Consider the following 18,031-nt stretch of genomic DNA (forward strand, 5'->3'; position numbering starts at 1 on the left):
AGCAACTGCTTTATCTTTTTTTATAAAGTGAAACTATTATCCCGCATTAACGGGCAGTAAGACTCCCACCTCAAGATTTGGAGAAAAGCAAAGAAGATAGGTGGGAAATAACTGCCCGTAAAAGCCCGATTGGTTCAACTAACCTTTTGTGAGGAAAAACGTTTCACAAAAGGAAGTTTCACTTTATCAATGAGGATAGTTCATTCTTATTGATAATAGGCTCTCACCTAATTTTTTTTATTTTGGGGATTCTTGATCGAGTGTAATAGATAGGTTTTAGTAGACGGTAGGCTCCTAATTCTGGGGGGCTTACCGCCTGCTAAAACTGCATTTTCCCTGTTGGGATTAGTTTGCGAAAGTGGGATAAAAAATATTAAAGGGTGAAAAACGATGAAAGTAGTTCAAACAAATGAAGCACCACAGGCAATCGGCCCATATTCACAAGGTATGATTGTAAATAATATGTTTTACAGTTCTGGACAAATTCCTTTAACGGTAGCTGGTGAGCTTTTGACTGGAGATGTAAAGGAACAAACAGAGCAAGTGTTTCGAAATTTACAGGCAGTATTAACAGAAGCTGGAGCGTCGTTTGAAACAGTTGTAAAAACAACTGTATTTTTAAAAGATATGAATGATTTTGATGCGGTAAATGAAGTATATAGTACATATTTTTCTGTACATAAACCGGCTCGTTCTTGTGTACAAGTAGCAAAATTACCGAAAGATGTATCGGTTGAAATTGAAGTCATTGCCCTTGTGAAGTAAGAATTTGTAAGCGATAACGTCTGTTTATTTTTATATTCAATTGAAATAAAAATTTTTATCTTAAAAATTTTTAAAAAATTGGAGGAAAAATAGAAAATTTGTGGAATTTATAGAAATATATCGCTTATTTAGAAAAAGGGTGGTGAACACAAGATGGAAGTGACTGACGTAAGATTACGCCGCGTAAACACAGAAGGCCGCATGAGAGCGATTGCTTCTATTACACTAGATCATGAGTTTGTTGTTCATGATATTCGTGTAATTGATGGCAATAATGGATTATTTGTAGCAATGCCAAGTAAACGTACTCCTGATGGAGAGTTCCGTGATATTGCTCATCCGATTAATTCTAATACTCGTTCTAAAATTCAAGATGCGGTTTTAACTGAGTATCACCGTTTAGGCGAGTTAGAAGAAGTTGAGTTTGAAGAAGCTGGAGCTTCGTAAAATTCGAATAAGGAGAGCTCTATAATAAGAGCTCTATAATTTTGGCAAACTCCTGTAAGTGTTTACAGGAGTTTGTTTTTGTTTAGCCCGCTATTCGCGGGCAGTAAGACTCCCACTGATGGAATCTTCACTTTATATACTATCTTCCTCAATCTCCCCTTAAAAAGAAATAGTATAGCTTATTTCATAAAAAAAGATACTAAATACTAAAACATTACATAAAAGTTATGGTAAAATTTAATAGTTATGCAGTGTTTCTTGAAATATATAATTATTTAAGATAATATCTTTAATGGATAAATAGGTTGCGATGGAGGGTCTATATGTCAAAAAGATTTGCAGTGATTCTTGCTGCAGGAAAAGGTACGCGTATGAGGTCAAGTCTATACAAAGTGCTTCATCCTGTATGTGGGAAACCGATGGTACAGCATGTAGTTGATCAAGTCTCTCAGCTAGAAGTGCAGAAGCTTGTTACGGTTGTTGGACACGGCGCTGAAAAGGTACAAGATCAATTAGGAAGTGCAAGTGAGTTTGCATTGCAAACAGAGCAGCTAGGAACAGCACATGCCGTTATGCAAGCAGCTGATGCACTGGGTAATGAAGAAGGAACAACATTAGTAATTTGTGGTGATACGCCTCTTATTACAGCGGAAACAATGGAAGCTCTGTTAAAACAGCATCAAGAAGCAGGTGCAAAGGCAACGGTACTAACAGCCTGCATTGAGGAACCTGCTGGTTATGGACGAATTGTTCGTAATGAAAATGGTCACGTTGAAAAAATTGTCGAACATAAAGATGCAAACGAAGAAGAGCGAACTATTAAAGAAATTAATACAGGTACGTATTGTTTTGATAATAAAGCGCTATTTGCTTCTCTTTCTAAAGTTTCTAATGAAAATGTGCAAGGGGAATATTACCTTCCAGATGTAATTGAGATTTTGAAAAATGAAGGTCATATTGTATCTGCCTATCAAACGGAGCATTTTGATGAAACGTTAGGAGTTAACGACAGAGTCGCTCTATCGCAAGCGGAAGACATTATGAAAAAACGTATTAACCGTAAACACATGGTGAATGGTGTTACAATTATTGATCCGAACAACACGTATATTTCTGTCGATGCAAAAATCGGTAATGATACGGTTATTTATCCGGGGACAATTATTGAAGGTTATACTGTTATTGGGTCAAATTGTGAAGTTGGACCGCATACAGTAATCCGTGATAGTGAAGTGGGGGATAATACAACAATTCGCCAATCTACAGTTCATGATAGTAAGATTGGTATTGATGTTGCAATTGGGCCGTTCGCTCATATCCGCCCGCAATCTGTTATTGGTAATGAAGTACGTGTTGGAAACTTCGTGGAAATTAAAAAGACTGTTTTTGGTAATAGAAGTAAAGCTTCACACTTAAGTTATATCGGGGATGCACAAGTTGGAGAAGACGTGAATCTTGGGTGTGGTTCAATTACAGTGAACTACGATGGCAAGAATAAATTTAAAACGGTTATCGGAGATGGCGTATTTATTGGTTGTAATTCAAACCTTGTTGCTCCTGTAACAGTTGAGGATGGTGCTTATGTTGCGGCAGGCTCTACAATTACAGAGCATGTTCCATCAAAAGCATTATCAATTGCACGTGCACGTCAAGTTAACAAAGAAGACTATGTTGATCAATTGCTGAACAAGAAAAAATCATAATGCGGAGGGTTAATCTAGATGTCGAATCAATATCTAAATTCTAATTTGAAAGTGTTTTCTTTAAACTCTAACAAGGCGCTCGCTGAGCAAATTGCAAAGCACATTGGAGTAGAATTAGGAAAATGTTCTGTTGCACGTTTTAGTGATGGAGAAATTCAAATTAACATTGAAGAAAGTATTCGTGGTTGCGATGTATTTATCATCCAATCTACAAGTTTCCCAGTAAACGAGCATATTATGGAATTGCTTATTATGATTGATGCGTTAAAACGTGCATCTGCGAAAACAATTAACATTGTTATTCCTTATTATGGCTATGCGCGTCAAGATCGTAAAGCGCGTTCTCGTGAGCCGATTACAGCGAAGCTTGTTGCAAACTTACTTGAAACAGCGGGTGCTACTCGTGTAATTACTCTAGATTTACATGCTCCACAAATTCAAGGATTCTTTGATATTCCAATCGACCATTTAATGGGTGTACCTATTCTTTCTGATTACTTTGAGAAGAAGGGTCTTAAGGATATCGTAATCGTATCTCCTGACCACGGCGGTGTAACGCGCGCGAGAAAAATGGCAGATCGTTTAAAAGCACCAATCGCTATTATCGATAAACGCCGTCCGCGTCCAAACGTAGCAGAAGTAATGAATATCGTAGGTAATATCGAAGGTAAAACAGCAATTTTAATTGATGACATCATTGATACAGCTGGTACAATTACATTAGCAGCAAACGCTCTTGTAGAGAACGGTGCTTCTGAAGTATATGCTTGCTGTACACACCCAGTTTTATCTGGTCCAGCAATTGAACGTATTCAAAATTCAAACATTAAAGAGTTAGTTGTAACAAACTCTATCGTATTACCAGAAGAGAAGAAAATTGATAAAGTACAAGAACTTTCTGTTGCTCCATTAATTGGAGAAGCAATTATTCGTGTTTACGAAGAAGAATCTGTAAGTGTACTATTTAATTAATTGGATAGAATGAGACGTAACCAATTTTGGTTACGTCTTTTCGTATCGAAAAAAGAAAGTGGTGTTACAATGAAATTAATAGTAGGACTTGGTAACCCCGGGAGAGAATATGAATTAACAAGGCATAACATTGGGTTCATGGCTATCAATGAATTGTCTAAACGTTGGAATATACCGTTAAATGAACAGAAATTTAAAGGATTATTTGGTGCGGGTTTTGTGAATGGAGAAAAAGTTATTTTATTAAAGCCCCTTACATATATGAATTTATCTGGAGAAAGTATTCGTCCACTTATGGATTACTATAAAATTGATATTGAAGATTTTGTAGTGATGTACGATGATTTAGATATTCCGGTTGGGAAATTACGTCTTCGTATGAAAGGTAGCGCTGGTGGTCATAATGGTGTAAAATCAACGATTGCACATTTAGGGACACAGGAATTTCAACGTATTCGTATGGGGATTGATCGTCCTAAAAATGGGATGAAGGTAGTCGATTATGTGTTAGGTCGTTTTACAGTAGATGAGATGCCAGAGGTAGAGCGAGCAATTGAAAAAAGTGCAGATGCATGCGAAGAATGGCTGAAAGCTCCATTTTTACAAGTTATGAATACTTTTAATAATTAACATTTTGGAAATGGAATATTTTCTTATACTTATATCCATAATAGTAATAATTGTACGGCTAGGAGGAATTTATGGACGGACATTATCACTGCAGACATTGTGGATGTAAGATAGGTAGTATTACGGCGGAAAAGGTATATGGCTTTGTATTGGGTCAACTAACAGAGCAAGAGCGATTAGAAATGATTCATTTTGATGAAAACGGAAATATATATATAAAAACAATTTGTGAATCGTGTCAAAAAACGCTCGCATCCTATCCTGAGTACTATGAATATGAATTGTTCTTACAATAAAGTGAAACTTCCATCAGTGGGGGAGTTCTTCATCCCCCCTGCTGATGGAAAGCCCGCCCAATCGGGCGCATGCCAGCAGTTAACACCCACCTGTCTTCTTCGCTTCTTTCTGAATCTTGAGGTGGGGGATCTTACTGCCTGTTAATGCGGGATAAAAATGAAATTTCTATCAGAGTATGTTTTCCCACTGATAGTTAGTTGAACGATTATAGGTAAACTTCTATCCTCCTTTTTTCTAAATATGGAGATGGAAGGCTTATTGCTTATAGAGGATGGGATGCAATGTTTTCGCTTTGGCTTGTCCAAAGCATTTTTCTGTTTTCTTTTTGCGAAATATTTGCATAAAATATAGTAGCTTGCTCTTTATGTTGAGAGGAGTTTTGAAAAATGATAGGTTTACTAGAGCAGTTTTACGAAAATAAAGAAATAGGATCGATTATAGATGGATTACAAGAAGGATTAAAAGAACAGCTGATCTCGGGTATGGCAACGTCTTCCCGTTCATTGTTAATGGCTAGTTTATATAAAAAAACACAGCAGTCACAGCTTGTCATAACACATAATTTATACCAAGCGCAAAAAGTATATGAAGATTTAGTTTCATTAATTGGAGAGCAGAATGTTTGGTTATATCCTGTAAATGAATCGATTGCATCAGAAATTGGTGTTGCAAGTCCAGAACTGAAGGCGCAGCGCATTGAAGTATTGAACCGCTTAGCAGCTGGGGAAAAGGGGATTATTGTGGCCCCTGTTGCAGGTTTGCGTCGTTTTCTACCAACAAAAGAGATGTGGAAGAAACAGCAAATTGAATTAAATATGGGGCAAGAAATTGATCTTGATGAATTGCTTCGTGTGTTAACGACCATGGGATATGAACGTAAATCTATGGTAGAGGCACCTGGAGAATTTAGTGTTCGCGGTGGGATATTAGATATCTATCCATTAACGGAAGAACTGCCAATTCGTATTGAGTTTTTTGATACAGAAGTAGATTCTATTCGTTCCTTTACTGTAGAAGAGCAGCGTTCGCAAGAGAAGATAGAGAGCGTATCATTTGGCCCTGCTACGGAATTTGTATTTTCTAAAGAAGAACTCGCACTTGGTGTGCAGAAGTTAGAATCAAGCTTAGCTAATACATTAAAAAAAGTATCCGATGAGAAATTAAAAACGACGATATTAGAAACAGTAACATATGAGCTAGAATTACTGAAAAATGGACAGACTATCGAGCAGATGTTTAAATATTTATCTTTATTTTATAATGAACCTGCTAGTCTAATAGAATATTTACCGGAAAATGGTGTTGTTATTCTAGATGAGGTTTCTCGAATTCAAGAAACAGCAGATCATTTAGAAACAGAAGAAGCAGAATGGTATATATCGCTTCTTGGGGAAGGTGCAATTGTTCAAGATTTATCTTTTTCTCATAATTTTGCACAATTTTTGCACCATAAAAAACGAAGTTTCTTATACTTAAATTTGTTTTTACGTCATATTCCGCATACGCATCCGCAAAATATTGTGAATTTAACATGTAAAACAATGCAAGACTTTCATGGTCAAATGAATTTATTAAAAACAGAAATTGATAGATGGACGAAAAGTCGTTTTACAACGGTCGTACTAGGCGCAAATGAAGAGCGGACGAAGAAATTGCAACATATTTTAAATGATTATGATATTGAAGCAGATATTATTGAGGGAACGGATGTATTGCTTCCGGGACGTGTTCAGATTGCTGTGGGTGACCTACATGCAGGTTTTGAAATGCCGATGCAAAAGCTTGCGATTATTACTGAAAAAGAATTATTTAATAAAAAGGTAAAAAAATCACAGCGTAAGCAAAAACTTTCAAATGCAGAGAGAATTAAAAGCTACTCTGAATTAAAAGTTGGTGATTATGTTGTTCATGTAAATCACGGTATTGGTAAATTTTTAGGAATTGAAACGCTAGAAATTAATGGTGTCCATAAAGATTATTTGCATATCAAATATCAAGGAAACGATAAATTATACGTCCCAATTGAGCAAATTGACCAAGTGCAGAAGTATGTAGGATCTGAAGGGAAAGATCCGAAAATCTACAAACTAGGCGGAAATGATTGGAAGAAAGTTAAGACAAAGGTAGAAAAATCTGTTCAAGATATTGCAGATGACTTAATTAAATTATATGCAGAGCGTGAGGCATCAAAAGGATATTCCTTTACTCCGGATACTTCTGAACAACAGGAATTTGAATCGTCTTTCCCTTATCAAGAAACAGAAGATCAGCTACGCTCAATTACAGAGATTAAAAAGGATATGGAGCGCGGTCGTCCGATGGATCGCCTACTTTGTGGTGACGTTGGATACGGAAAAACAGAAGTGGCAATTCGTGCTGCTTTTAAAGCAATTATGGATGAAAAACAAGTTGCGATTTTAGTACCAACGACAATTTTAGCGCAGCAACATTATGAAACAATTCGAGAGCGTTTTCAAGATTATCCAATTAATATTGGGCTATTAAGTCGCTTCCGTACGAGAAAACAGCAAAATGAAACGATTAAAGGATTAAAAGATGGTACCGTTGATATTGTTATCGGCACACATCGCCTTTTATCAAAAGATGTCATATATAAAGACTTAGGACTACTTATTATTGATGAAGAACAACGGTTTGGTGTGACACATAAAGAAAAAATTAAGCAACTAAAAGCCAATATCGATGTACTAACATTAACAGCAACGCCAATTCCACGTACACTTCATATGTCTATGTTAGGTGTTCGCGATTTATCTGTTATTGAAACACCGCCAGAAAATCGTTTCCCAGTGCAAACGTACGTTGTGGAATATAATCCGGCGTTAATGCGTGAGGCAATTGAACGTGAGCTTGCACGAGGTGGCCAAATATACTTTTTATATAATCGTGTTGAAGATATTGAGCGAAAAGCAGATGAAATTTCGATGCTTGTTCCTGATGCGCGGGTAACCTTTGCACATGGAAAGATGAATGAAGGTGAATTAGAATCTGTTATGCTTTCCTTCTTAGAGGGACAACATGATGTACTTGTAAGTACAACGATTATTGAAACAGGTGTTGATATTCCGAATGTAAATACATTAATCGTATTTGATGCAGATCGTATGGGATTATCGCAGTTGTATCAATTGCGTGGTCGAGTAGGACGCTCAAATCGCGTTGCCTATGCATATTTCACTTATAAACGCGATAAAGTGCTATCTGAAGTTGCAGAAAAACGTTTGCAAGCCATTAAGGAATTTACAGAGTTAGGGTCTGGATTTAAAATTGCAATGCGTGATTTATCCATTCGCGGGGCTGGTAATCTATTAGGTGCAGAGCAGCATGGCTTTATTGATTCTGTTGGTTTTGATTTATATTCACAAATGTTAAAAGATGCAATCGAGCAGCGTAGAGGTACGAACATGGAAGAGCAAGCGCTTGATATTGAAATTGACCTTGAAGTAGATGCATACTTACCAGATGCGTATATTTCCGATAGCAAACAAAAAATTATGATGTATAAGCAATTTAGGGGCGTTTCTACTATTGAGGATATTGAGGAATTACAAGAAGAGATGATTGATCGCTTCGGTGATTATCCGCAAGAAGTCGGATACTTACTGCAAATTGCAAATATTAAAGTGTTAGCAATGCAAGAGAAAATTGAATTAATTAAACAAACGAAACAAGAAGTTACGATGTTATTTTCTGAAAAGGCTAGTCAAAATATTGATGGCGGAAAATTATTTATGCTTGGCGGCAGTTTTGGACGTATGATTGGTCTTGGTATGGAAGGTTCTCGTTTGAAAATTGTGATGAACGTTCGTGAAATAGAAACATCGAAGTGGCTCACAATTGCCGAAAATTTACTAAAAGGCTTAAAAGATGTGAAAAAAGAAGAGATAAATGCCTAAATTAGGGTAAAAAATACAATTCGGCGTGTATAGAAGAACTAATGTGTAAAATACTATGCTTAATAGTTGGTGATTTTTACATGAACAGGTAAAATCACGACTTTTATCATCAGTAGAAAGTGAGGCAGCATTAGAATGAAAGCAACTGGAATTGTACGTCGAATTGATGATTTAGGAAGGGTTGTTATCCCGAAAGAAATTCGCAGAACTCTCCGTATTCGGGAAGGCGACCCGTTAGAAATTTTTGTTGATCGCGATGGAGAAGTAATTTTAAAGAAATATTCTCCGATTAGCGAATTAAGTGATTTTGCTAAAGAATATGCAGATGCTTTATATGATAGTTTAGGACATAACGTGCTTGTTTGCGACCGTGATTCAATTATTGCTGTCGCTGGCGTGTCAAAAAAAGAATACTTAAATAAAAGTGTTGGAGATCTAATTGAGAAAGCAATGGAAGAACGCAAATCAGTCGTAATGACAGATGAAAGCGAAATTTCCATTATCGATGGAGTAACGGAAAAGGTACAATCTTATACAATTGGTCCAATTATCGCAAATGGTGACCCGATTGGAGCTGTTATCATTTTTTCAAAAGAAGCCATCATTAGTGAGGTAGAACACAAAGCTGTTGATACAGCAGCAAGCTTCTTAGCAAAACAGATGGAGCAATAAAGTGACGTTCTTCTTACTCATGGTTAGCCCGCAAATTGGGCTCATGCAGGCGGTCGTGCTTTGCGATACACCTTAACATACCGCCTGTTGAAATGAAATTATATATTTGTGTAAAGGTAGCATTTTGCTACCTTTTTTATGTGATAGTATTCAAAGTCGAAGGCCGCTTTTTTCTTTGTGATATAATACGTAGGATGAGTATAGAAAAAAGGGAGATTGTATGGTCATGGAGACGAAGAAGTACCACGCTTTTTGGCGCGGAGCGATTATATTAACAATTGCGAGCTTTGTTACAAAAGTATTAAGCGCTTTTTACCGTATTCCATATCAAAATATAGCTGGTGATATTGGCTTTTACATTTATCAGCAAATTTACCCGTTTTACGGGTTTTGTTTAATTTTAGCGACATATGGTTTCCCGATCATTATTTCAAAAATGATTGCAGAGCGTTTAGAACGAGGAGAACGAAAAGAAGCAGAGTCCATTATATGTATTTCTTTTTGGTTTTTATTAGTTATCGGAAGCATTGGGTTTATTGTATTGTTTTTTGGGGCACATACAATTGCATCTTTAATGGGAGATGCTCATTTGGACAAGTTAATTCGTACGATTGCATTTTCTTTTTTATTAATGCCATTTCTTTCTGTAGCACGTGGTTATTTTCAAGGATTTGGAAATATGGTGCCGACAGCTGTATCGCAAGTAATAGAACAAACGATTCGTGTATCCATTATTGTATTTCTATCATTATTCCTTATAACAAAAGGATTCGATTTATATACGGTGGGAGCAGGCGCTATGTTTGGTTCTGTAGCAGGTGGCTTGATCGGTGTAATTGTATTATTTTTTTATTTGCGAAATGATTTTCGTGCTATTTTTTTGCGAAGTTTTAAGGTGATTCGCAATAAAAAGGTCATTATTCGTACATTGTTTTGGCAAGGAATTGCTATTTGTATTAGTAATTTAGTTTTAATTTTTATGCAAATGGCGGATTCTATTTCATTTTATAGTTTACTTGTTCAGAACGGAGAGCCGGTAGAAATAGCAAAAATGTTAAAAGGTATATACGATCGCGGTATTCCTCTTATGCAGCTCGGGACAGTCGTGACAACGTCGTTTTCCCTTTCTTTAATTCCGATGATTACAGCTGCAAAAGAGAGAGGAGATTATGTATTTATTCGCGAAAAAGTACAGCTAGCAATGAAAATTACATTTGTGATTGGACTTGCTGCATCGTTAGGACTTGCGAGTATCATTCGTCCGGCAAATATTATGCTATTTGAGAATAGCGCTGGTTCCGATGTGCTAGGGGTTTTATCTATCTCTATCTTGTTTAGTTCGCTCGCAATTACAACAGCATCTATTTTGCAAGGATTGGGACAAACGGTAAAGCCAGCTTTATTTGTTGTAATTGGTGCATGTGTGAAATTATTACTCAATTGTATACTCATGCCGCATTTTGGTGTAATCGGTGCAGCGATTGCAACTGTGGTTGCATTGATGTGCATTGCATTACTGAATAGCATATTGCTGATTCGAGTTGTTAACGAGTCGCTTATGCAAAGAAAGTCCATTGTAGGTGTGACAATTGGAGCTTTAAGTATGGTGTTAGTGCTTGCTGGATTTATGTATATGTTTGATTGGCTGGGGTTACAAGCCACCGATGAACATAGAGGTATCGCAATGATTCAAGCGCTGCTCGGTATCGGTGTCGGTGGCCTACTATATGTATTTCTTATTTTAAAGTTTCGTGTATTTACAGCGCAGGAACTTGGATCAGTTATGAAACATGAAAAAGTACAAACTTCGTTGAAGAAGAGTGGATAGAGGTGGATATTATGAAACGAACAATTACGATTTTAGGATTAGGGGCTGGTGAATTAGATCAGCTTACAATGGGCGTATATCGCAAAGTAAAAGAAGCGGCACATATGTATGTTCGAACAAAAGAGCATCCAGTTATAATGGAACTGGAGAAAGAAGGTGTATTATACACATCTTTTGATGCTGTATATGAAGCGTATGATACATTTGATGAAGTGTATGAAACAATTTCTAACACATTGATTGAAAAAGCTAAGGACACTGATATTTTATATGCAGTTCCAGGGCATCCGCTTGTGGCAGAGCGTACTGTACAACTTTTGCTGCAAAAAGGAGAAAAAGAGAATATTGATGTGCGTATCGAAGGTGGACAAAGCTTTTTAGATCCAATGTTTGCAAGTTTGAAAATCGACCCGATTGAAGGATTTCAGTTGATTGATGCAACGTCGTTCGAGCGAGGACAATTAGAACTTCGTCAGCACTTGATTTTCTGCCAAGTGTACGATGCATTTATAGCATCTGAAGTCAAACTAACGTTAATGGAAATGCTTCCAGATGATTATGAAGTATATATTGTAACCGCAGCTGGAACATCATTTGAACAAGTGAAAAAAGTGCCGCTTTATTTATTAGATCATGAGGCAGAACTTAACAATTTAACGAGTGTGTACGTGCCGCCTGTGTTAAATCGCCAATCGCTATACCAACAATTTGATGTATTGCGAAATATTATTGCAGAGTTGCGTGGACCAAATGGATGTCCGTGGGATAAAAAACAAACGCATCAATCGTTAAAGAAATATTTAATTGAAGAAGCATATGAAGTGTTAGAGGCTATTGATGAGGAAGATGATGATCATCTTGTTGAAGAGCTTGGTGATGTTCTCTTACAAGTTATGCTTCATGCACAAATTGGCGAAGATGAAGGTTGGTTCTCGATTGATGATGTAATTCGTACGTTGTCTGAAAAAATGGTGCGTCGTCATCCTCATGTATTCGGAGATGTTAGTGTAGAGACTGCTGCTGATGTTGTTGTGAATTGGGAAGAAATTAAGAAACAGGAAAAAGGAAGTATAAAAGAGTCTATTTTATCAGGCATTCCTAAAAGTTTACCTCAGCTAATGCGCGCTTATGAAATTCAAAAAGAAGCCGCAAAGGTTGGTTTTGATTGGGATGATGTCGAGCCAATGATGGAAAAAGTAGGAGAAGAATGGGAAGAATTTCAACGTGAAGTGACAGCTATGGATGAAGAGAAGATGTTAGCGGAATTTGGTGACTTAGTATTTGCATTTGTAAATATTGCCCGCTACTATAAAATCAATCCAGAAGAAGCGCTTCATAAAACAAATGAAAAATTTATGAGTCGTTTTTTATACATGGAAGCAAAGGTTGCTAGTATGGAGAAAGAAATGCAAGATCTTTCTTTAAAAGAGCTCGATGCACTATGGGAAGAGGCAAAACGAATAGAGAACGAATAAGGGGGAGTCGTCATGCGTTTAGATAAATTTCTAAAAGTATCTCGTCTTATCAAAAGAAGAACGTTAGCAAAAGAAGTTGCGGATCAAGGCCGCATTATGATTAATGGCCAGGCTGCAAAAGCCAGTTCAACTGTAAAGGTAGAAGACGAATTAACAATTCGTTTTGGCCAAAAAATTGTTACTGTGAAAATTAATGAACTAAAAGAAACGACCAAAAAAGAAGATGCTGCAAATTTATACACTGTTGTTCGTGAAGAGAAAGTTGAAGTAAAAGCAGAAGATAGCTTGTTCTAAATAATTTTGTCTCCTCATACATTGGTACTAGTATAAAGTTATGGGGGGATGGACGTGAACAAAGGCTATTCAATGTCGTCTTCTAATCAACAAAATGTTACTGTAGAACATGATGTCGTAATGAGAGGAAGACGCATTCTCGATATTACAGGAGTCAAGCAAGTAGAAAGTTTTGATAGCGAAGAATTTTTATTAGAAACAGTTATGGGATTTTTAACAATACGTGGTCAAAATCTGCAAATGAAAAACCTTGATGTTGAAAAAGGACTTGTATCCATTAAAGGAAAAATATATGAGATGGCTTACATTGATGAGCATCAAGGGGAGAAAGCTAAAGGATTCTTTAGCAAGTTGTTTAAATGAGCCTAACTATTCAATTATATACAATGCTTTCGATGATTGGAATGGGCGCTTCGCTTGGAGCAGCTTTAGATACGTATCATCGTTTTTTGAAGCGCGGAGAGCGAAAGCGTTGGCTTGTATTTATTTATGATATTTTATTTTGGATTGTCCAAGCTCTTTTTGTATTCTATGTGCTATTGCTTGTAAATGAAGCAGAGTTACGTATGTACGTATTTTTAGCATTGCTTTGTGGGTTTGCTGCATATCAAAGTTTGTTAAAGTCATTGTACATGAAAGTGTTAAATTTTCTGATTCACATTTTTGTTCAAACATTTTATTTTTGTGTTCGTGTTTTCCAATTATTTATTGTTAAGCCAATTACAATTTTGATTCATTTAATTATAGCGCTTGCTTTATTTTTATTCCGTCTTTTGGTTGGATTTGGAATGGGGTTGTGGCGATTTATTATAGCAATATTACGTTTAATATGGAAAAGTATTCTTATTCCTGTTCGATTTGTTTTTTTTGTTATATGGAAACTTCTCCCTAACCGTGTTAAAATTTTTATAAAGAGACAAGCAGGACTTTTAAAATATGTCAAGAAAATGAAGAAGCATATATTCCTAATTTGGGAACATATAAAAAAGAAGTTAGGGGGACCTCGGAAATGAGGGAACTAAGGCAAAGATATGTATCGGGACAGAATCCAATTTCCGCCAAAGAACATATAATACAATCGAACGAAAGTAAGAAGCGCTTGTATCGTCGATTAGCTTTATTTTTTGTGTTTGCTTTTGTAATTATTGTAAGTGTCAGTGTGACGTTTTATAAACAAAATAGTGCGATTAATGCTAAAGAAGCAAAAGTAAAAGAGCTAAAAAAAGAAATGGATACGTTAACGACGAAAGAGAAGAAGCTGAAAGATGAAGTCCAAAAGTTACATGACGAGGACTACGTTTTAGAGATTGCTAGAAGAGATTATTACTTCTCAAAGCCTGAAGAGATAATTTTTCCTATTTCTAAGTAGTGGGTGTTGTATTGACACTATATTTTAAGATTATATATAATGAAGTAAAATTTGACTTTTTAACCACTAAGGAGGAGCGTTTTTTTTATGTCAATCGAGGTAGGCAGCAAGTTACAGGGTAAAGTAACAGGTATTACGAATTTTGGGGCTTTTGTAGAGCTGCCAGAAGGATTAACAGGTCTTGTTCATATTAGTGAAGTTGCTGATAATTATGTAAAAGATATTAATGATCACTTAAAAGTAGGTGATCAAGTAGAAGTAAAAGTTATTAACGTTGAAAAAGACGGTAAAATTGGTTTATCTATTAAAAAAGCGAAAGAACGTGAAAGAACAGAAGGTGAGCAACGCGATAATCAACGCGATAATCAACGCGATAATCAACGTGCTGGACGTCCACAACGCAATCGCTCTTTTAACCGAGATAATCGCGGTGGCAATGATAACCGCAACCAAAAAGAAACATTTGAGCAAAAGATGGCTCGCTTTTTAAAAGACAGTGAAGACCGTTTAACTTCTTTAAAGCGTAATACGGAGTCAAAACGTGGCGGCCGTGGCGCTCGTCGCGGATAAAACTTGCTGTTTATTTTAAAATAAAGAGAAGCACCCAGAGTGTTCACTCAGGGTGCTTTTTTATGGTGAAAACAGCGTGTAGAAAAAAGAATAAAAAAATATTTAAAATACGTTGACTTTAAATGCTATTTAAGATATTATACTAATTGTCCGTTAAATACGACATGGCGGTGTAGCTCAGCTGGCTAGAGCGTACGGTTCATACCCGTGAGGTCGGGGGTTCGATCCCCTCCGCCGCTATATTTTTTAACGGCCCGTTGGTCAAGTGGTTAAGACACCGCCCTTTCACGGCGGTAACACGGGTTCGAATCCCGTACGGGTCATAGATGAAAAAGATCATGCAAATATGCATGATCTTTTTTTATTGAGAAATTGTGAATGTTATGCGTTTCTTCTACAAAAACAACTATTATTTTCTGAAAATTCAATCACTCGATGAGGTCTTTAAGTGTAAGCCTGTATATATATGGTGCTATTTTGTATAAAAAGTCGAACAATTATTGTACTACAAACTGTTATTTTGACAAAAATTCCGTAAAATGCCTTTTATAATTACAAGTAATAAAATATGCGGGTGGTGTTCAAAGTATGCCAAGAGCAGGAAGGAATACTGTCAGTTCGAATTCTAGTACGCTTGCTATAGGTCGTGGACAAATGACAGCTGTAAAGTGGACAAGCAAACTAAGAGTGAAGCTGGAACAAATTTTCTTTCGGTGGGGATTCGTGGTTGCGTTAGTTGGTTTTCTTTTAGGACGAGCATATATTTTAACGAACATTTTACCTTTTGCTTTGCCGTTTTTCGCTGCTGTATATGTGATGAAACGCGATAAAATGGCTCTTGCATTCCTCGCCTTAATGGCTGGTGCATTTTCAGTTTCATTAGAAAATCTATTCTTTGCCTTTGCATCTATATTTACATTCTTCATCTATAATATCTTCTTTAGTCGTTTTACAAGTAAGACGATTGGACTTGTACCGTTTCAAGTATTTATTTCTGCATTAACGGCTCATCTCATCGTTGTCTATTTCACGCAAGGCGCAATTGGTATGTATGATTTGTTGGTTAGTACAATTGAAGCAGGATTAAGCTTCGTACTAACGATGATTTTCTTGCAAAGTGTTCCACTTTTAATAGAGCGAAAAGGAAAACAACAATCATTAGAAACAGAAGAAATTGTTTGTTTAATTATATTGCTGGCATCTGTACTAACAGGTACAACGGATTGGTTCATTTATGATTTATCAGTTCAGCATATTTTTACGAGATATTTAGTATTAGTATTTGCCTTTGTAGCAGGAGCAGCAACAGGCTCTACAGTAGGTGTTGTAATGGGTTTAATTTTAAGTTTAGCGAATGCAGCGAGCTTATATCAATTGAGTTTATTGGCGTTTTCTGGGTTGTTAGGAGGGTTATTGAAAGAAGGAAGGCGAATAGGTGTAAGTTTAGGTTTGTTAATTGGCACAAGTTTAATTACGTTATACGTAGATAAACAAGCAAGTATTGTGACGACTTTGTTAGAATCAGGTGTAGCGATTGCTTTATTTTTATTGATGCCTAAATTCATCATTGAACGTCTTTCTAAGTATATGCCGGGAACACAGGAGCATTCTAATGACCAACAGCAATATTTGCGAAGAATGCGTGATGTAACGGCAAATAAAATTAATCAGTTTGCAAATGTGTTTGAAGCGTTATCTAATAGTTTTTCTGTATACGGATATGTAGGAGATGAGGATAAGGATACGGAGACGGATTTATTTTTAAGTACAATTACTGCCAAGACATGCCAAACATGCTTTAAGAAGGATCAATGTTGGGTTGTGAATTTTGATAAAACATACGATTATATGAGGCAACTTATGGATGAAACAGAGGAAGGTACATTGCAGCATAATCGTAAACTGCTTCGTGATTTTGAAAAATATTGTGTGAGGGGAGCAAAAGTAACAGGTTTAATAGAAGGTGAATTAGGGCATTTTTATGAAGGACAAAAGTTAAGGAAACAAATGCGAGATAATCGTAGAATTGTTGTGGAACAACTTATGGGTGTTTCGAAAGTAATGGCGGATTTTTCTAAAGAGATTCAAAAGGAAAGGGAGAATCATCAAGTACAAGAGGAACAAATTTTACAAGCATTTCGTGACTTCGGAGTAGAGGTTGAACACGTTGATATTTATTGTTTAGATCGAGGGAGCATTGACATTGAAATGCTGATTCCTGCTGCATGTAATCAGCATGGAGAGTGCGAAAAGCTTGTTGCTCCAATGTTGTCTGATATTTTACGAGAAACAGTTGTTGTGAAACATGAAGAACAATCGGCATATCCGAATGGTTACAGTACAGTATCATTTGGTTCAGCGAAAACATTTTCTGTAGATACAGGGCTTGCTACGGCGGCTAAAGGAGGAGGATTTGTATCTGGTGATTCCTATGCCATGATGGAATTAAGTGTAGGGAAATATGCGCTTGCTATTAGCGATGGGATGGGAAATGGAAAGCGTGCGCATATGGAAAGTAAAGAAACGGTTAAGTTACTGCAAAAGATATTGCAATCAGGTATTGATGAGGAAATTGCAATTAAATCGATTAATTCTATTCTTTCATTGCGAACGACAGAAGAAATGTTTACAACATTAGATTTAGCGATGATTGATTTACGTGATGCAAATGCTAAGTTTTTAAAGATTGGTTCTACTCCAAGTTTTATAAAACGTGGCAATCAGGTATTTCAAATAGAAGCAAGTAATTTACCGATGGGAATTATTGAAGATTTTGAAGTAGATGTTGTTGGTGAACAATTGAAATCCGGTGATATTTTAGTAATGATGAGTGATGGGATTTTTGAAGGTGCAAAACATGTAGAGAATCATGAAGTGTGGATGAAGCGGAAGATTAAAGAATTGGAAACGGAAGATCCACAAGAGATTGCTGATATTATTATGGAAGATGTAATTCGCACTGACAATGGATATATTAATGATGATATGACAATTGTGGTAGCGAAGATAAAAAAGAATATGCCGAAATGGGCGACAATTCCTATTGTTAGTAAACAAGCACAATAAAGTGAAACTTCTATTAATGAGGACTT

General features: G+C 36.4%; 16 protein-coding genes and 2 tRNA genes. All 18 read left to right on the top strand.

Annotated features, from left to right (window positions below; translation table 11 throughout):
* Positions 1-390 precede the first annotated feature (390 nt).
* The 18 genes from LRP84_RS18190 (at position 391) to spoIIE (ending at position 18,005) form a co-directional block, all read left to right on the top strand.
* Positions 391-765, top strand: a complete 375-nt coding sequence (locus LRP84_RS18190) for a RidA family protein (protein ID WP_098304990.1) — start codon at positions 391-393, stop codon at positions 763-765.
* A gap of 153 nt (positions 766-918) precedes the next feature.
* Entirely contained in the window at positions 919-1,212 is a 294-nt protein-coding gene (gene spoVG, locus LRP84_RS18195; protein ID WP_000454042.1) for a septation regulator SpoVG, read from the top strand.
* A 323-nt stretch (positions 1,213-1,535) separates the two neighbouring features.
* Complete coding sequence (gene glmU / locus LRP84_RS18200) at positions 1,536-2,915, top strand: bifunctional UDP-N-acetylglucosamine diphosphorylase/glucosamine-1-phosphate N-acetyltransferase GlmU (protein WP_230576368.1); 1,380 nt, start codon at positions 1,536-1,538, stop codon at positions 2,913-2,915.
* Between the two features lie 18 nt (positions 2,916-2,933).
* Positions 2,934-3,887, top strand: a complete 954-nt coding sequence (locus LRP84_RS18205) for a ribose-phosphate diphosphokinase (RefSeq protein WP_098304986.1) — start codon at positions 2,934-2,936, stop codon at positions 3,885-3,887.
* A gap of 69 nt (positions 3,888-3,956) precedes the next feature.
* On the top strand, positions 3,957-4,517 hold the full coding sequence (gene pth, locus LRP84_RS18210; protein ID WP_302850620.1) for an aminoacyl-tRNA hydrolase: 561 nt from the start codon (positions 3,957-3,959) through the stop codon (positions 4,515-4,517).
* 71 nt (positions 4,518-4,588) lie between these two features.
* A complete protein-coding gene (locus tag LRP84_RS18215) occupies positions 4,589-4,813 on the top strand; it encodes an anti-sigma-F factor Fin family protein (RefSeq protein ID WP_154713001.1) in 225 nt (74 codons plus the stop codon).
* 387 nt (positions 4,814-5,200) lie between these two features.
* On the top strand, positions 5,201-8,731 hold the full coding sequence (gene mfd / locus LRP84_RS18220) for a transcription-repair coupling factor (RefSeq protein WP_230576370.1): 3,531 nt from the start codon (positions 5,201-5,203) through the stop codon (positions 8,729-8,731).
* 135 nt (positions 8,732-8,866) lie between these two features.
* Positions 8,867-9,403: a stage V sporulation protein T gene (spoVT, locus tag LRP84_RS18225; protein ID WP_230576371.1), complete on the top strand. Its 537-nt coding sequence runs from the start codon at positions 8,867-8,869 to the stop codon at positions 9,401-9,403.
* Between the two features lie 226 nt (positions 9,404-9,629).
* On the top strand, positions 9,630-11,231 hold the full coding sequence (locus tag LRP84_RS18230) for a putative polysaccharide biosynthesis protein (RefSeq protein WP_230576372.1): 1,602 nt from the start codon (positions 9,630-9,632) through the stop codon (positions 11,229-11,231).
* Positions 11,232-11,242: 11 nt separating this feature from the next.
* Positions 11,243-12,706 (top strand): bifunctional methyltransferase/pyrophosphohydrolase YabN, encoded by a 1,464-nt coding sequence (gene yabN, locus LRP84_RS18235; RefSeq protein WP_230576373.1) that lies wholly within the window; start codon positions 11,243-11,245, stop codon positions 12,704-12,706.
* A gap of 12 nt (positions 12,707-12,718) precedes the next feature.
* Positions 12,719-13,000, top strand: a complete 282-nt coding sequence (locus LRP84_RS18240; RefSeq protein ID WP_098304972.1) for an RNA-binding S4 domain-containing protein — start codon at positions 12,719-12,721, stop codon at positions 12,998-13,000.
* Positions 13,001-13,054: 54 nt separating this feature from the next.
* Entirely contained in the window at positions 13,055-13,363 is a 309-nt protein-coding gene (yabP, locus tag LRP84_RS18245; RefSeq protein WP_098304970.1) for a sporulation protein YabP, read from the top strand.
* Positions 13,360-14,013, top strand: a complete 654-nt coding sequence (gene yabQ / locus LRP84_RS18250) for a spore cortex biosynthesis protein YabQ (protein WP_230576374.1) — start codon at positions 13,360-13,362, stop codon at positions 14,011-14,013. Before yabP ends, yabQ begins: the two co-directional genes overlap by 4 nt.
* Positions 14,010-14,369 (top strand): cell division protein DivIC, encoded by a 360-nt coding sequence (gene divIC / locus LRP84_RS18255; protein WP_230576375.1) that lies wholly within the window; start codon positions 14,010-14,012, stop codon positions 14,367-14,369. Before yabQ ends, divIC begins: the two co-directional genes overlap by 4 nt.
* Positions 14,370-14,456: 87 nt before the next feature.
* Complete coding sequence (locus LRP84_RS18260; protein WP_230576376.1) at positions 14,457-14,939, top strand: S1 domain-containing RNA-binding protein; 483 nt, start codon at positions 14,457-14,459, stop codon at positions 14,937-14,939.
* Between the two features lie 166 nt (positions 14,940-15,105).
* A tRNA-Met gene (locus LRP84_RS18265) sits at positions 15,106-15,179 on the top strand.
* Between the two features lie 11 nt (positions 15,180-15,190).
* Positions 15,191-15,262, top strand: a tRNA-Glu gene (locus tag LRP84_RS18270).
* A gap of 265 nt (positions 15,263-15,527) precedes the next feature.
* Positions 15,528-18,005, top strand: coding sequence for a stage II sporulation protein E (gene spoIIE, locus LRP84_RS18275; protein WP_230576377.1), 2,478 nt, complete (start codon positions 15,528-15,530; stop codon positions 18,003-18,005).
* The last annotated feature ends 26 nt before the right edge of the window (positions 18,006-18,031 follow it).

Origin of the sequence: Bacillus rhizoplanae, from assembly GCF_917563915.1 — a bacterium.
In the GTDB taxonomy this organism is placed as follows: domain Bacteria; phylum Bacillota; class Bacilli; order Bacillales; family Bacillaceae_G; genus Bacillus_A; species Bacillus_A rhizoplanae.

Excerpts from the sequence above, each read along its gene's own strand:
- LRP84_RS18190 (WP_098304990.1), top strand. The coding sequence starts at position 391 with ATGAAAGTAGTTCAAACAAATGAAGCACCACAGGCAATCGGCCCATAT.
- spoVG (WP_000454042.1), top strand. The coding sequence starts at position 919 with ATGGAAGTGACTGACGTAAGATTACGCCGCGTAAACACAGAAGGCCGC.
- glmU (WP_230576368.1), top strand. The coding sequence starts at position 1,536 with ATGTCAAAAAGATTTGCAGTGATTCTTGCTGCAGGAAAAGGTACGCGT.
- LRP84_RS18205 (WP_098304986.1), top strand. The coding sequence starts at position 2,934 with ATGTCGAATCAATATCTAAATTCTAATTTGAAAGTGTTTTCTTTAAAC.
- pth (WP_302850620.1), top strand. The coding sequence starts at position 3,957 with ATGAAATTAATAGTAGGACTTGGTAACCCCGGGAGAGAATATGAATTA.
- LRP84_RS18215 (WP_154713001.1), top strand. The coding sequence starts at position 4,589 with ATGGACGGACATTATCACTGCAGACATTGTGGATGTAAGATAGGTAGT.
- mfd (WP_230576370.1), top strand. The coding sequence starts at position 5,201 with ATGATAGGTTTACTAGAGCAGTTTTACGAAAATAAAGAAATAGGATCG.
- spoVT (WP_230576371.1), top strand. The coding sequence starts at position 8,867 with ATGAAAGCAACTGGAATTGTACGTCGAATTGATGATTTAGGAAGGGTT.
- LRP84_RS18230 (WP_230576372.1), top strand. The coding sequence starts at position 9,630 with ATGGAGACGAAGAAGTACCACGCTTTTTGGCGCGGAGCGATTATATTA.
- yabN (WP_230576373.1), top strand. The coding sequence starts at position 11,243 with ATGAAACGAACAATTACGATTTTAGGATTAGGGGCTGGTGAATTAGAT.
- LRP84_RS18240 (WP_098304972.1), top strand. The coding sequence starts at position 12,719 with ATGCGTTTAGATAAATTTCTAAAAGTATCTCGTCTTATCAAAAGAAGA.
- yabQ (WP_230576374.1), top strand. The coding sequence starts at position 13,360 with ATGAGCCTAACTATTCAATTATATACAATGCTTTCGATGATTGGAATG.
- divIC (WP_230576375.1), top strand. The coding sequence starts at position 14,010 with ATGAGGGAACTAAGGCAAAGATATGTATCGGGACAGAATCCAATTTCC.
- LRP84_RS18260 (WP_230576376.1), top strand. The coding sequence starts at position 14,457 with ATGTCAATCGAGGTAGGCAGCAAGTTACAGGGTAAAGTAACAGGTATT.
- spoIIE (WP_230576377.1), top strand. The coding sequence starts at position 15,528 with ATGCCAAGAGCAGGAAGGAATACTGTCAGTTCGAATTCTAGTACGCTT.